This is a genomic window from Aestuariivirga sp., from assembly GCF_046294715.1.
GTDB lineage: Bacteria > Pseudomonadota > Alphaproteobacteria > Rhizobiales > Aestuariivirgaceae > Aestuariivirga.
Genome location: NZ_JBKBKI010000003.1, coordinates 140,587 through 156,006, shown reverse-complemented (window position 1 = coordinate 156,006; position 15,420 = coordinate 140,587). Strand labels below are relative to the sequence as shown.

The 15,420-nt window shown below is 62.7% G+C and carries 11 protein-coding genes; 4 read left to right on the top strand and 7 right to left on the bottom strand.

Features of this window, described 5'->3' with window-relative positions:
• The first annotated feature begins 29 nt into the window (after window positions 1–29).
• From ACK4HL_RS03795 to ACK4HL_RS03785, 3 genes are read left to right on the top strand one after another with little or no spacing between them, the layout of a single operon-like run.
• Complete coding sequence (locus tag ACK4HL_RS03795; protein WP_409756707.1) at window positions 30–1,136, top strand: ABC transporter ATP-binding protein; 1,107 nt, start codon at window positions 30–32, stop codon at window positions 1,134–1,136.
• Window positions 1,133–2,002: an ABC transporter permease gene (locus ACK4HL_RS03790; protein ID WP_409756706.1), complete on the top strand. Its 870-nt coding sequence runs from the start codon at window positions 1,133–1,135 to the stop codon at window positions 2,000–2,002. Before ACK4HL_RS03795 ends, ACK4HL_RS03790 begins: the two co-directional genes overlap by 4 nt.
• Before the next feature lie 4 nt (window positions 2,003–2,006).
• Window positions 2,007–2,858: an ABC transporter permease gene (locus tag ACK4HL_RS03785; RefSeq protein WP_409756705.1), complete on the top strand. Its 852-nt coding sequence runs from the start codon at window positions 2,007–2,009 to the stop codon at window positions 2,856–2,858.
• Between the two features lie 142 nt (window positions 2,859–3,000).
• On the opposite strand, the gene ACK4HL_RS03780 is transcribed toward ACK4HL_RS03785, so the two are convergent.
• From ACK4HL_RS03780 to ACK4HL_RS03755, 6 genes are all read right to left on the bottom strand, one after another.
• Window positions 3,001–3,693, bottom strand: coding sequence for a glutathione S-transferase family protein (locus ACK4HL_RS03780; protein ID WP_409756704.1), 693 nt, complete (start codon window positions 3,691–3,693; stop codon window positions 3,001–3,003).
• A 47-nt stretch (window positions 3,694–3,740) separates the two neighbouring features.
• Window positions 3,741–4,325 (bottom strand): VOC family protein, encoded by a 585-nt coding sequence (locus ACK4HL_RS03775; RefSeq protein ID WP_409756703.1) that lies wholly within the window; start codon window positions 4,323–4,325, stop codon window positions 3,741–3,743.
• A gap of 374 nt (window positions 4,326–4,699) precedes the next feature.
• Window positions 4,700–6,241 carry an HlyD family type I secretion periplasmic adaptor subunit gene (locus tag ACK4HL_RS03770; RefSeq protein ID WP_409756702.1) on the bottom strand — a complete coding sequence of 514 codons (1,542 nt, stop codon included), beginning with the start codon at window positions 6,239–6,241 and terminating at the stop codon, window positions 4,700–4,702.
• A gap of 4 nt (window positions 6,242–6,245) precedes the next feature.
• Window positions 6,246–8,000, bottom strand: coding sequence for a type I secretion system permease/ATPase (locus ACK4HL_RS03765; protein WP_409756701.1), 1,755 nt, complete (start codon window positions 7,998–8,000; stop codon window positions 6,246–6,248).
• 78 nt (window positions 8,001–8,078) lie between these two features.
• Entirely contained in the window at window positions 8,079–10,682 is a 2,604-nt protein-coding gene (locus ACK4HL_RS03760; RefSeq protein WP_409756700.1) for a hypothetical protein, read from the bottom strand.
• Window positions 10,683–11,584: 902 nt separating this feature from the next.
• Window positions 11,585–12,502 (bottom strand): hypothetical protein, encoded by a 918-nt coding sequence (locus tag ACK4HL_RS03755; protein ID WP_409756699.1) that lies wholly within the window; start codon window positions 12,500–12,502, stop codon window positions 11,585–11,587.
• 182 nt (window positions 12,503–12,684) lie between these two features.
• Between ACK4HL_RS03755 and ACK4HL_RS03750 the strand changes: the two genes are divergently transcribed.
• Window positions 12,685–13,524: a methyltransferase domain-containing protein gene (locus tag ACK4HL_RS03750; protein WP_409756698.1), complete on the top strand. Its 840-nt coding sequence runs from the start codon at window positions 12,685–12,687 to the stop codon at window positions 13,522–13,524.
• Window positions 13,525–13,528: 4 nt separating this feature from the next.
• On the opposite strand, the gene ACK4HL_RS03745 is transcribed toward ACK4HL_RS03750, so the two are convergent.
• Window positions 13,529–15,415 carry a tripartite tricarboxylate transporter permease gene (locus tag ACK4HL_RS03745; RefSeq protein WP_409756697.1) on the bottom strand — a complete coding sequence of 629 codons (1,887 nt, stop codon included), beginning with the start codon at window positions 15,413–15,415 and terminating at the stop codon, window positions 13,529–13,531.
• Window positions 15,416–15,420 lie beyond the last annotated feature (5 nt).

Below are 15,420 nucleotides of genomic sequence, written 5' to 3'. Positions count from 1 at the left end.
GGTCGTCCGGCCGGCGCGCAGTTTCACCAATGAGCAGCATCGAACTGGAGCGGCTGACGAAGTCGTTTCCCAAGGTCGGGAAGGCCGTCGACGATATTTCGCTCGTGGTCGGCGCGGGAGAATTCGTCACGCTTCTCGGCCCCTCCGGCTGCGGCAAGACCACCACGCTCCGCCTCATCGCCGGCTTCGAATACCCGGATCAGGGGACCATCCGGGTCAACGGCGAAGACGTGACCGAGGCGCCGCCCTACCGCCGGCCGGTAAACACTGTCTTCCAGGACTACGCGCTGTTTCCCCACATGAACGTCGAGCGCAACGTTGGCTACGGCATGTGGGTGGCGGGTTTGCCGAAGGCCGAGATTGCCCTCCGCGTCAGCGAGGCCCTGAAGATGGTGGGGCTCACCGAGAAGGCGGCCGCGAGGCCGTCCGAGCTCTCCGGCGGGCAGCGACAGCGCGTGGCCCTTGCCCGCGCCATCGTCCGCCGGCCGCAGGTGCTTCTCCTCGACGAACCGCTCTCCGCACTCGACGCCAAGCTGCGCGAAAGTATGCAGGTGGAGCTTCGGCATCTGCACCGCCGCCTCGGCATCACTTTCCTCCTGGTCACGCATGACCAGACGGAGGCCATGGTGATGTCGGACCGCGTTCTGATCATGGAGCAGGGGCGTGTGGTTCAGGACGGTTCCCCCGCCGAACTCTACAACAACCCCGCCAATCCCTACGTGGCGAGCTTTCTCGGCACCTCCAACCTGCTCGCCGCTGATGTGGTTGCTGTCCGGGGCGGCATCATCACCGTGAAGCTCGGTGAGACGGTGATTGGCATCCCGCAGGCGGGACGAGGCTTGGCGGCGGGTGACCCGGCGCTGCTGGCCGTGCGGCCCGAGAAATCATCGGTGCGGAAGCTTGCCGCGGACGAGCTGGTGCCAGAGGGGGCGCTGCGCGGACGGATCATCGAGCACCATTTCCATGGCAGTTCGGTGCGAACCAGTGTCGACGTCGGCAGAGCCTCGCCGTTTCTCGTCGATACGCAGCTTTCCTCGCGCGCCGATCTGGATGTCCTGCTTCCTCCGGGTGCCACCTGTGCCGTCACCATGGACACTCGCAGCGTCATCGCATTTCCGGGGCGGAGCACGCCATGAGGGCGCACGCGCGGCAGCGCCTGTTCAAGTTCGGCCTCGCCTCTCTGCCGATCGCGTGGACGATCATCTTCATGTTCGTCCCTTACGCGATCATGCTGACCTACAGCTTCTACACCAAGAAGTTCCCGATCTTCGTTCCCGACTTCCAGTTCGGCAACTACCTCGCCCTGATCGAGGACGTGCAGTACCGCCAGGTGTTCCTGCGAACCTTCAAGATCGCCCTGACGGTCGCCTGCGTGGCGCTGGCCCTGGCCTACCCCGTCGCCTACTGCCTGGTGTTCAAGGTGAAATCGTCGAGGCTGCGCCTGGCTCTCTACATGGCGATCATCGTGCCTCTCTGGGTCTCCTACCTGCTACGCGCCTACACCTGGAAGACCATCCTCGGGTCGCAGGGCGTGCTCAATTCGTTCCTCGTCTGGGCTGGCATACTGGACGCGCCGACCGACCTTTTCCTTTACAGCCAACTCGCCATCATCATCACGCTGGTCCACATTTTCATCCCCTTCATGTTCATGCCGATCTACACGGCGCTGGAGAAGATCCCCCGCAGCCTCGTCGAGGCCTCGCACGATCTCGGCGTGGGACGCTTCTGGACCTTCCTCAAGGTGACGCTGCCCCTGTCGATGCCGGGGATCGTGGCCGGCATCACCTTCACCTTCTGCCTCTCCTTCGGCGACTTCATTGCGCCCTTCCTGGTGGGCGGCCCCGACGGATTCATGATCGCCAACATCGTGCAGTCGCAGTTCGGTTCCGCGCTCAATTGGCCGCTGGGTTCGGCCATCTCGATGGCAATCCTGGCGATCGTGCTTGCCGTGATCGCGCTCAGCGACCGCTTCGAGCGCGCCGGCCGTCTTGATCTCGGGTAGAGCCATGGACCACAGTCTTGCACCCGGACATCGCCACGTGGAAGCCGCACCGCGGCAGCGGCGGCGCAGGCCCGATGGCGTGGGCCTCGCGCTGAAGCTCTTCACGGCCGTCGTGCTCTTGGCACTTTACCTCCCGGTGGCGGTGCTGGTGGTCTTCAGCTTCAATGACAACATCGTCACGACCTTGCCGTTGCGAAGCTTCACCCTCGACTGGTACCGTAAGGCCTTCAGCAACGAGGACATGCTGCGCGCCGCGGCGAACTCGCTATATGTGGGCGTCGTCGCCACGGCGCTGACCCTCGTCGTCGGCACGGCGGCGGCCTTCGCAATCGACCGCACCGAGTTTCCCGGCAAGACGCTCTTCCGCAGGCTGGTGGTGCTGCCGCTCGTGCTTCCAGGTATCATCACCGGCATCTCCATGCTGAACCTGTTCCGCATGATGGGCATGAACCTGAGCCTGCAGACAGTGATCCTTGGACACGCGACAGCGCTCATTTCCGTGGTGGTGACGCAGGTCTACGCGCGGCTTCTGCGCGTTAACCGCCGGATCGAGGAGGCATCGAGCGATCTCGGCGCGCGGCCCTGGCAGACCTTTCTCTATGTGGTCCTGCCCAACATCCGCTCCGCCCTCATCGGTTCGGCTCTCATCTGCTTCACCCTCTCCTTCGACGAGATCCCGGTCACCTTCTTCCTGACGGGCCGCGAGAACACGCTGCCCATGTACATCTACTCCACGCTACGCAAAGGCATCACGCCGGAAATCAACGCCATCGGCAGCGTGATCGTCGCGGTGTCGCTGGTGCTGATTCTGCTGTCCGTTCGTCTCCTCGGGGAGGACCGGAAGGGGGGAGGTTGAGCCCCCCACTCTCGGTTCCACGCCGCCTTCCTTCTTCACCTGATTTTTTGCAGCTGACCACCGCGAGACGCAAGGTCTCGGGCGGGTGCACCGGCGGTTTGCGGCCGATGCCGCAGGCCCTCTCGTGCGATAACCCAACTTGCTATTTCTTTTGCGCCTTCACGTAGGCGATATATCCCCGCACGTCGGCTGCGGGCTCCGAATAGGCCGCACCCAGTGCCGATTCCATGTCAGCCATGTATTGGGAAGCCCACGCCGGGAGCTTGTAGTCGATGGCGTTCAGGAACTCGAGCGTGGCTGCCAGGCGAATGTCGGCAATGGACGGGCTAGCCCCGCCGATGAAGGGATGCGCACCAATGAAGAACTGGCGGATCGCCTCCAGAGGTTCGGCAATCGCCTCGGTAGCCGCCTTCTGCGCCTCGTCCTTGTGCGACTGCTCGAGGCTCGTCGCGCCGACCTCGCCCGGATATTGCGGAAAGCCGAGGGCCGGATAGGTGGCGCGCGCCACCAGCGGGTAGAGCGTGCCGATGATGTAGAACATGGCGCTGTCGATCATTGCGCGCCTGGCGGGCTCCGCCGGATAGAACTTGGCGAGATTGTTGGCGTTGGCCAGATAGGCCATGATCGCACAGCTTTCCCACAGGGCGCCCCTGGGCAGCCCGGCGCCCTCGAGCATTGGCGTCATGTGGGCCGGGTTCTTCTTGAGGAACTCCGGAGAGCGGGTCTTGCCCCAGGCATCGTCCTCAACGAAGTTTAGCTTCGCGGCGCGTACGAATACGCGCACCGCCATGTTGTTGACGCTGGGTTTCAGGATGTGAAGCGTCATAGCGGTCATGTATTTCTCCTCTGGTTTGAGACGGCCGTCATGATAGTTCGAAAGAGTCACTTGTAGGGGTTCCGAGGTGAACGGTCTGCCGAGAGCGAACCGTTGCGCCGCTCAACCATCATCTCGATGGCGTCGGCCAAATGGGCTTCCTGGATATTGTAGTCACCTCGTGCCACCCGCAGCTTGTGAGCCTCGTGGATGACCTCGACATGGGTGAAGCCGGTGGGTGGTTCGAACTTGTATGTGGCGAGCTCGATGAGCAGCCCCAGCGGGTCCGTGAAGTAGATTGAATCAAAGATGCCACGGTCCTTGACGCCGGTGTGCTTGATGCCGCGCGCGTTGAGCCGATCGATCGCCTGGCTGAAACTCGCCCGCGACAGTGAGAAGGCGATGTGGTGCACGCAGCCCGGCTCCGTAGGCGTGCGCCGTGGATCGGCCCTGCGCTCCTCATCGGTGAAGATGGTGATCAGCCGTCCGTCGCCCGGATCGAAGTAGAGGTGGCTCTCGGACGCCTTGTCGAGATTGGGCTGTTCAAACACGAAGGGCATGCCGAGCACGCCTTCCCAGAAATCGATCGACGTCTGCCGGTCGGCGCCGGTCAGCGTGATGTGGTGGACGCCCTGGCTCTGGATCTTCTGCATCACGGCACACTCCATCGAGGTTCGACTTATATCTGCTGCGGGGCGGGCTGCCGGCCGGCGTCGCAGCGCACACGATGCTCGCGGCAGACCCCGGCTCCCATTAGGTGACGCATGTATGGATCTGCGCCCGTCCTGGCTTGCCGACCCGCATGTCACTGTTCTCGGTGACGAACTGTAACCGCAAGCATTATGTTTTCTGATGTCGCGCTGCAAGCGGTTTTGGCTGGGAAGCTGCTCGGGGTTTGGCCCCCACGATGCCGGTGACTGCCTGGAGGGGAGGTGCATGAGACCTCGCGTGAGGAACGTGAAGGAGCGTCCCGGCGGGCGGGCTTCGGATCGGCGTAATGAGGTGATCTCCAGACGTGGCTGAAGAATTACTTCTCGCGCAGCCCGCGCCTCGCGCTCTCGAGGATCGGATCCGCCAGATACGCGAAGAGTGTCTGTTCTCCGTCCATGAGCATGACTTCGGCAGGCATTCCCGGCACGAGCTTGACATCCCCCAGGCCCTTCAGGTCTTCAGGAAGGACCTCTACCTTTGCCAAGAAATACGATGCTCCAGTCCGCTCATCGCTGAGCGCGTCTGCCGAAATCGAACGCAGCCTGCCATGGATCAGCGGAAGATTCCGTTGCCGGTAGGCTGTCAAAACGACCCGCGCCGACATGCTGGGCTTTATGCGATCGACGTCGGTGGGCCGCACGCGAGCGTCGATGATCAGCTTGCCCTTGTCGGGAACGATGTCGAGCAGTGGTTGACCCGGGGCCACCACACCGGTTTCGGTGTTGACGCGCAGGTTCATGACGGTGCCGTCGATGGGCGCGCGGATCACGGTTCGTTGCAAGATGTCCTCGCGCGAGGGCAATTGCCCCTTGAGCTCGGCGATGGTCCGGCGCACTTCGGCGAGTTCCGCGCCGATCTTCTCCTGCCGCTCCTCGCCGATCGCCAGCAGTTGCAGTCGTGTTTCACCGATCGCCTGTTCGTTCTCGGCAATCTTCGCCCGGTTCGACGCCCGCAGCGCAACGACGTCCGCGCGTGCGCGGCGAAGCGCCAGCACCCGCGGCTTTCGCTCAAGCCCGGTCTTCAGGAGATGCTGCGCACTTTCGATTTCCTCCTCGATCAGAGATATCTGTTCCTCTTCCGCGGAGATCATCTCTCTCAGGCCAATGTTCCTCTCGTCCAGCTGGCGGATGCGGGCTTCGAGAACCTGAGTTCGCCCTTCGTAGGCCGCACGCCTGCTCGAGAACAGCTGCCGCTGGCTCGCCAATACCTGTTGCAAAGCCTGAGAACTGCCAAAGGCGTGAAGGGCTGGGAAGGAAACGGCCGGCGCATCGGTTCGCTCCGCCTCGAGCCGCGCCTCCATCGCCGAGAGATGCAGGAGCCGCTCGCGCAGCGCGGCATCGAGGGCCTTCGCTTGCGTATCGTCGAGCACGATCAAGGGCGAACCCGACTTGACCACGTCTCCCTCCCGCACATGGATCGTCCGGATGATGCCACCTTCGAGATGCTGGATCGTCTTCCGGTACCCATCGGGACTGATGACGCCGAGCGCCAGAGAGGCGCTTGCGAGTGGCGCCAGTGCCGACCAGGCGCCCAGCACTGCCATGAACAGCACCGCAGCGGCAAGTCCAAGCCAGCGGGGATAGAGCGTCGCCTCGTGTAGTGACTCATGGTGAGGTCCGGAGCGATCCGACCTCAGGACGCGGATCAGGCGGACGGACCCCCAGAGCATCAGCAGCAGCGCGACGCCGATCACGAAGTCGACAGCCGTCTCGCCCAGCACGAGGCCGCTGTCGGCGAGGTGATCACGAACTAGCCCGGCGAAGGCGGAATAGCCTTCCAGCACAGCAACTCCGGCGTCGAAGGCTTTTGCCTTCAACCACTCCAACATATCCTTCAGAGCAACGCTGTCGATCGACATGGTTCTACTCTGCGGCGGATAGATGGTTGTCGGCACCGGCAAGTTGCGGCTCGGTTTTAGCAGGGCCATGGGCCGGCAGCGCACCAGGAGAAGCGGACTGCACGGGACGGAGGATCTGATCGCGCGGCGCGAATGCAGCGACTGCTCCGTTCTGTAGCGCCAGGATCTTGTCGGCGTACTTCAGGACCGAGATCCGGTGAGACACAATCAGAACGGTAACGGAGAGATGCTTCAGGGTGGTCAGGGCGGTGATGAGTGCCCGGTCTCCGGCCTCGTCCATGTTTGCGTTGGGCTCGTCCAGAACGACGAATGCAGGATCACCATAGAGCGCTCGGGCGAGCGCCAGCCGCTGGCGCTGCCCCAGAGAAATCTTCTGCGAGTGAAGAGCAATCTCGGTTTCATAACCATACGGCAGCTCGAGGATCAGCTGGTGCACGCCGGCAAGTTCCGCAGCCCGGACAAGCTGGTCACCATCGATTTTCCGAAATCGTGCAATGTTCTGCGCCACCGTGCCCGGAAGGAACTCGATTTGCTGGGGGAGATATCCGATGTGGGGGCCGAGCTCATCCGGATCCCAGCTCGAGACATCTGCTCCATCCAGCCTCACATGCCCTTTGGCGGGTTTCCAGGCGCCGATCGCCAGGCGGCACAGCGTGGACTTTCCGGAACCCGAAGGGCCGACCACGGCACAATTGTCGCCGGCCTCGAGAGCGAAATCGACGCCGTGAAGGATCGGCTCACGGCTGCCAGGAGGAATGTAGAACACATCTTCGCATGCGAACCGGCCCCGGGGGCGAGGCAGCACCACCCGCCCACCGTCATTGCCCTCCCTGCGCGAGAACAGCGATTGCAGACGCGCGTGCGCACCCCTCGCTGCCACGAAGGCCCGCCATGCGCCGGTCGCCCGCTCTATCGGGGACAGTGCTCGTCCCATCACGATCGAGCTGGCGATCATCGCCCCTGCGGTCATTTCTCCCGCAAGCACGTAATACGCGCCGGCTCCCAGGACCGCCACCTGAAGGCCGATGCGGATGCTGCGCGAAAGGGAGAGGATTGTGGTTGTCCGGTCCTGGAGCAGTTGCTGCTCGGCGCTGACGGCGTCGTGTCTCTGCCGCCAGTTCCGGAACACTTGACCGGTCATGCCGAGCGGGCCGATCGTTTCTCCAGCCTCGACGAAGCGAACGGCATGCTCGTGACTCTCGCGTGTTTCCGCCTCGACTTCCCTCTGCCGTCGGCGCGTGAGCAGATCATTGGCAATGGTCAGCGCCAGGAGGAAGATGGCCCCGATCGTTCCCACCAGACCCATCGCTGGGTGGAGAACCCACATGAATGCCAGGAAGATCACACTCCACGGCGTGTCCAGGAAGGCAAGCGCTGCTTCGCCATGGAACCTTCGGAGATCACCGACGTCCCGCATGCCGGTGTGGCCGTCCTCCCCCGCCAGGCGCGCCTCCATTGAGCGCCTGAGCATCGGGACACTCAGCTCCCGATCGATCCAGCCAGCCGCGCGGCTCAGGATCATCCGCCTCGACTGTTCAAGCATGCCGTAGATCACAATCGCGAAGAGTGCGATCACGGTCAACCAGAGCAGCGTGTCGAGAGATCCCGTCGAGAGCACGCGGTCATAGATCTGAAGCATGTAGATGGCCGACACGAGGAGGAGCAGGTTGAGAAGGCAGCTGAGCGTGACCAGCAGCGGCAACTGTCGTCTCAGGGCAGCCGTAACCGTCGAGAGTTGATTGCTTGGCCTGCGGGGCATTGCGTGTGGCTCCACTGCAGTGAGCGAATGGAAGAGGCAAGAGCGGGCCCGCCGCCGATGCGGGCCCACAAGGTCGGGTCAGACAGTGGAGTCCACAAGATCGATCGAGAAGGAGTCCGAACTGCTGTCGCCGTCGTCATCGAAGAGTTCGGCCGTGAAGTTCAAGGTCAGCGGGGAGGGGTTGAAATCTGTCTCGACGATGAACTCGATCACCGGGATCTTGACCACGCCCAACCCCATCGTGAGCTGGACCGCCTCGATCTGCTTGTCGCCGCTCTCGATGTCGAAATATTTTCCTCCCTGTGCGGCGTCCGGCCACAGACCGAGCGGATCCTGCTTCGGAACGGGGCTGAGCATGGCAGCCGTGACCTCAAGCGGGCCGCTTACAGTCCCATCGGTATAGTAAATCACGTAATAGAGGTCTTCCGTCGTCGGAGTGTATCCGCCGACAGCGTTGTCGATGTAGACCCTGACGGTGTCGACATCCTGTTCCGGGTTGACCACGAAGCTCTGATCGCCGGAGGTGATCGAGGTGCCGGCGAAGGCTCCGGAGCCGGTGCCCTCGTCCGCACCATTGAGATTGTTGTTGTTGATACCAATACCCGACGTCGACACATTCATCTGAGCCCCGGCATTGATCAGCGTTGGGACGTTCAGAGATTCGAGAAAAGCCTCCGTGGGGTTAGTATTCACCAACTCTTCTATCGAATCAGGGTCGCTGGCCGTCGTTCCGTTCTCGGACGGCGCAGTTGCCACGACACCGAAGAAGATCACGTCATTGGTGTGTCCCGTCGGCGCGAAGCCGAGTGTCTGCACGGCGTCTGGTCCCCCGGCCGGCAGCGATCCTTGCGAGGTGTCGAATTTGGTGATTGTCGATGGCGGCGTCTCCAGTTGAAGGTCATAGGTTTCCGGCTCGTCGGGATCCATCGTCAGGACAAAGTCGATGGTCTGCGGATTGTTGATCCCGTCGTTGGGAGTAAAGTCGGCGGTGATCGACCCCTCGAAGACGTAGTTGCCGCCTTCCGTCGCCGTCTTGGTGCCGAGCGAGACGTCCGCCGTCACCGGGCTCCCGTCGCCGATGGCATAGGTGTCGAGTGTCACGCTCAGCGAGGCGAAGGTGTCGGTGCCCGGATCATGGTTCCAGTTTCCTAGGACGCCGGCGTCGAAGTCACCACTGGCGTCATCCACCGTGATGGTGGGCGGATCGTCGTGGATGAGAACGCTGCCGCCGATGTTCTGAACATCCGTCGCCGCCTGGTCGAGGTCCACGCGGCCGATGTCGAAGGAGGTTGTGCCGGGGTCTGCCGCGACTTGCAGCCTGTTGAAGGTCTCCCCGCTGCCAGAGCTGAGATAGACTTCCATGCCGGCGCTGAGGCCGGTGAACGTGGCCTGGTTGTTGCTGATCGTGACGGTGACACCATTGATCGTGGTGCCACTGTTGACGGAATCCCACGTGCCCACGAGCGTTCCGGTATCCTTGTTCCCGATATAGACATCAACCGAGGCAACGTTGACGGGATCATCATCCTGAAATGCGCCACTGGTGTTGTTGTTGCCGCCTTCAGCGCCGATATAGGCGAAGCTCGTCTCTGCCTGGAGCCCATTGGCGGGATTGTTGTCCGCATCTGCCTCGTGGAGGCTGACCGTCATGTTCACGGTTCCGTTGCCTTGCGTCTGCGATATGAAGACGCCGGCCGTGCTCACATTTATGAAGTCGTCGTAGGTGATGTCCTTGACGTTGTCTCCTGATGCTTCTCCCGTTCCGGAGGAGAGCACATCAAGCCCAGCCACGAAGGTGATGACGCCTACGCTGCCGGGCGTGTACATCTGATTGTTGATGCCAGTCGTGGCTCCGATGCCGCCCTGGCTCGTGTTCACCGCGTCGCTCGGGTCGTTGGTGCCACTTACCCGCTGGCCGTCCTTGTTCCCGCCGGACTGGACGTTCAGGTCGCGTCCCGTGAGGAGCAGGCCGGCACTCTCGGTGCCGAGCGCGACCCACAAGAACTTGCCAGAACGCAGGTTGTCGAACTCGAAGGAGACTTCGCCAGTCGCGGTGACGTTCAGGAAGTCCCCGAGATCGATGGCGTCGTCGAGGGCATCTCCGCTGCTGCCGTCCACAAAGTGCTCAAGGGGATAGAAGGTGATCCCCCAGGCGTCGGCACCGGTGTGGGTGTCGTTCTCTGCCAGATAATACGCAAAGACGATCTGGCTGGCGTCCAGCGTCGCAGGATCGGCAATGTCGACACCGGCCGGTGCCTCGGTCGAACCAATCAGGACATCACCGCCCATGAAGGAATAGAGATAGATCGGGTCGGTGCTTCCGGCGACGGTGATGTTGTGGGTGACGTCGCTGCTGTCAGTGTAGGTCGCGATCTCGCCATTGAAGAGGGTGCCGTCGCTCTTGCTGAAGAACAGATCATCGACCGGCTCGCCGTCGGTCGTGACATTGATAAAATATCCCGCATTGGGATCCTCCATCGCTCCGCCATAGGTGGTCGCGTTGGCGAGCTGATCTGTTGTCAGGGAGGGGGACAGCGACTCGAGAAAGGCTTCGAAAGGATCGGGAAGGGCACTGAGATTACTCGTGAGCGCGATATCGTCTTTGTCTGGTGTGCCGCCCGACTGAATGCCAGATGTCTGGTCGAGCCTGAGGTCACCCGCAGTGGAAATTGTCACGGTCATGGCTTGAACTCCCGCTGATCACAAACGCGCGTGAGGGAATACTTCGGGGCGGAGCCAGCAACATCGCCGATTCCGCCGCGGGGCTCCCGCTCAGAACACGTCACGCTTTGGCGACCGGTTCCGATCACCAGTTGAGAGAATGGAAAATGCCGCGATTGTTAATGGGGGACGGCTGGAGTGCGTCGCCTCCACTCACCCATCACCCCCTCAGGCTCTTCCAAAGGAAGGTACTCGGCACGAGAGCAGGGAACAGTAAAGCACAGCATCGGGCATAACTAACCTCCCGGAATGTGGCTAATCTAGAATTAACTTAAAATTAGGAATTTAGCAATGACGAAGTGCAGAAAACAAACGGAGCCGTGGCCGGAACTAAGTTTCGAGAATTGCTGCCCTGAGGGGCTGACCAAACCCTCAAGGTCCTTATCGTCTTCTGATAGCAGAGCCGGTTCCACACGTTTTCTTTAGCGTAATAAGTTGCATGCCTGCACCCGCGTTTAATGGTCAATGGTTTCTGTCATTGACCTTCCGTTGATCCGCTCAATCCCTCGGTGCTCTTAACCCGGGGGTTTTCTGACGGAGATCGTCGGGGTGTCGCTGAAGGCGGGGACGGCTTTCGGCGTCGCAAGCCACCCTCTCCCTTCAGTCAGGAAGATTGGAGGCAGCCGAGTGGCGCCGTGATTACTAACTGGCTTGGCCCAGTGTGCTGGGGCAGGGGACTCTACTCACTAGCAACTCAATTCTGGCGGGGTAAGGGCGCACAGATGTCCCCTCCGGCCAATCGAATGGTGTGACCTTTCTAGAACGAGTTTAGTCCCGGGGTACATCTCCAGACGTCACGGCATTAATCCTCTCGCGCGTCTTGCAGGCGAGAAAAGAGGGGCTGGAGGAAGGTGGCTCCGATCCTAGCTGGCCTCGCCGCGGGCGAGGTCGATCAGACGCGTGGCGGCGACGTTCCAGGCATCGAGCTGGGCAATCATCGCGGACTTGCCTCCAAGCCTCTTGCGGTGTCCCTGCTTGGGTGAGGAGAAGTGCCACACATTGCCGCCTGCGTTGACTTCGATCGCGAACAGCTTGCCATCCGGCACCCTCTTCAGAATGTCGATCCCGAGCAGTGTCCGGCGGGGAAAAAGCCGGTGAATAGACCGGGCGAAGGCCAGGACCGCCTGGTCGAGCACCAGCGCATTCCGCTGCCCCTCCGTGTCGGCAGCCTTCGACGCCTCGTTCTTGGCGTCCACGATGGAGGCCTCGAGGGTTTCATCGTCGGCATCGAGCGGGGCACGGGGAACGGCGCTTCTGGTGATCGAGCAATAGAGAGGCTCTCCCAGGAACGAGAGTACGCGCCACTTGTAGGGATGGAAGCCGGTGTCGATGAACTCCTGAACCAGCGCCGGGCCGCTGCTGAGCGGATGCTCCGGCGTCAGGCTGGCGGGATTCACCGTCGCCAACCTCGCCGTCCTGTAGAGTTTCGCGCTCCCAGCACGCGACGTTACGTCAAGGGGGAGCGGCTTCAGGATCACGTAAGGCGACCAGAGTTCGGGATCGTAGGCCCTTCCGACGACGAAACGTTCCGTCCTCGGCGTTGCGATCCCGCCCGCCAGGAAGCGGCCGTACTGCTCGAGTTTCGGGATGGCCCGACACTCGAAGATGGGGCCCCGGGGAGGAACGAAACGTCGGGACCGACAGAAGGCGACGGTTATAGACTTGAATTGCCATCTCTCCTTGGGTACGGCGTCAGCGGTATCCCGCGGGGTCACGATGTTGATGGCGATGGAGGCATCCCGTTGGCGAATGATCTTCGAGATGTCTGCAAGATCTGCCACGTCGAATTGGCCAGTGGGATGGATGAGCGTTAGATTTATCGGCATCGTGTGCTGAGGCGCTGACGACGAGCTCTCGTCCGGCTGAGTTGAACGGGATGTCCTAGTAGAATAGAAAGTAATAGCTATCCGGCCTTCAGCTGTCCATCGCTGCGGGACGCCGCCTGCCTCAGGGGACCTGTAGGATGATCGACGAGGACTTGCCGGCACTGGCGGCGCAGAGTTTTCGCCTCGCCTTGGCCTCATGCGGGGAATGCCGCGACTACCACGCGACCTGGAGCTATGTTCGGGCCGCCGGCCTCCGCAAGGGGGCGCCTGCCGACATTCCGCATCTGCGTGAGTGTCTCGAGGGCCTTTCCGGATCTGTGAGCGTTCTGATCGCTGGGTCCGCAGACACCGGCCAGGTGGTGGCCGTTGCGAATGCACTGCCTGACCGGCGAGGACGCATCACGTTGGTCGATGTCTGCCAAACACCGCTTGCGCTGTGTGAGAGTTTCGCGGCCGATCACGCCCTTCCCCTCACGGTCGGGCGCGTCGATATCGAGCAGGCAGCTGGATACGGCCCCTTCGACGTCGTGCTCTTCCATAATTTCCTGAGCTTTCTTGATGACTCCAAGCGCCACGCGGCGCTCGCCTCGTTGCGACTGGCCCTGAGCCCACAGGGCCGGCTCGTTATCTTCCAGCGGCTAGCGGCAGCGGAGGCGACCGGCGGCGGCGCCATTGACGGCACGGAGGCCGCACGCCGGGTGACGGAGGCCCTGCGCTTGAGAGGTATTCCGCTGCCTGAAGAGGAAGAACGCTTCGCGAAACGCCTTGCCGCGGCCGCGGGCAGCGCAGCGCGGGCGCGCCGCCTCTCGGCCTTCACATCCGTCACGCAAATCGAAGACAATCTTCTGAGGGCCGGATACCGAGAGATCCGGGTGAGAGCTTTGGCGGAGCCGGCGAGCGAGGGCGTGGCTGATGCGCCGTGGCGCAGACCCTCGCCCCGCTTTCTTGTCCTGGCGGGAGCAGGCCCGGGCGCATAAAGCCCTAGAAACGGCCCGCGAGCAGCCATCCGGTGATCAGCGACTCGAAGCTGAGGTCCGCCACCAGGGAGAGGAAGGCGAGTTGGAAGAGCGACACCGCGATTCCCCAGCAGAGTGCGGTCGCCCACGCAGCCTTGGCGTCGCGCATGATGGTGGCCGTGAAGATCGCCGATGCTGCGGGAAGACCCAGCACTGGCACGCCGACGCAATAGAGCACCATGAGCGGGAGATGGTTGAAGCGCTGGAGTTGCCGCGGCCGTAGGGACTTTCGAAACGCCGAAGACAGCGCGATGAAGGCGGTTGCAGCAAGCCCGAAGGCTGACACCATGAGAGGCACCTGCGAGGCGTTGCCGGGAAGCCGGAGGGCGCCCGCCACGCCGGCTACGAAGAGTGGCAGGAGAAGCAGGGCGAGCCAACCATCCTGCGGCGCGAGGCCCTTCCGCGCGTGCCGCGGCCTGCTGAGCATGGCGCGGGCCACCGCGAAACCGAAGCCCAGGAGCATGACAAGGAAGGCAGGCCTGGCGAACATCCACCACCCCCAGATCTGCGACGATTGGATGTAGGACGTCTCCGCGAGGGGGCCCATGATGAAGCCGAGGAGGAATGCCGCACGCGACCACCCGAACATCTGGAGCAGCAGCCCGAGAGCCCCGCCGAGGGCAAACTGCACCAGGGTGAGGACATGGAGGTCCTGGTAGAGAGCCGCGAAGAGCGAGAGCGATATCGCGACCGGCACCAAGTAGTCGCGGCGCAGCGCCGCCAGCCTGACGAGACTAGGCACGACGGCGAAGAACATCGGGATGGCAACGAGATTGGCAAGGAGAATGGTTGCTGCGAGCGTGAAGGAGGTTGCGATGTCGGACGTGAGGAGCTGCGGCCCCACGGGCTGGCCGACCACGGTGAGCGCTCCCAGCATCACGGCCATGCTCGAGCTTCCGGGAATGCCGAAGAAGAGGGTGGGCACCATGGCGCCGCCCTCCTTAGCGTTGTTCGCCGTCTCGGGCGCAATTACGCCGGGGATGGCGCCTTCCCCGTAGGGGACGTCCGACTTCACATGGCGCGTGGCGTAGCTGTAGGACATCCAGACGCTGACACTGGCGCCGAGGCCTGGCATAATGCCCACGACGATGCCGTAGAAGGATGAGACAGCGACGAGGCGGAGGTGCCAGAAGGTGGCCCACAGGCCGGACATCACATCGTGGATCGTCGTTGCCAGCGCGATGCGGTTCGCCTTCTCGGCATGATGCCAGCGTGCCAGCATTTCTGGTACGACGAACAGACCCCCGATCACCGCCGCGAGATCAAGCCCGCCGAGCAATTGCGGGTAGCCGAAGGTGAATCGGCTCGTGCCGGTGAGTACGTCCAGCCCGACAGACGCCGCCAGCAGCCCAAGGGCAGCCGAGGCGGCGCCGGTGACGAGATTGCCCGAAAGCAGGGGAATCATAAAAAGGCCGGCGAGGGAGAGGAGCAGAAATTCCGGTGGCCCCAACCATGCCATTAGAGCCCGGGCGACGGGGATGCAGGCGAGAAAGGCCAGAGCTCCGATAACGCCGCCAAGGACCGACGCAGAGAGGCTGGCGCCCAAGGCCGCACCAGCCGCGCCGCGCCGCGCCAGTGGGTAGCCGTCCAAGACGGTGGCAGCATCGGCGCCGCTCGTCGGCAGCCCGAAGGCGATGGTGGGAATGGAGGACGAGGTGTGCACCACCGCGTGCATGGAGAACAGGAAAACGGCACCTCCGAGCGGCCCGAACACGGTGGCGAACGGTAGGCAGAGCAGAATGCCAATGCGCCCGCCGATCCCGGGCACGAGCCCCACAATGAAGCCGGTCCCCGTGCCCAGCAGAAGCGGCAGTAGCAACTCGACATAGTCGCTTGGCAGCATCTCGATCATGGTGA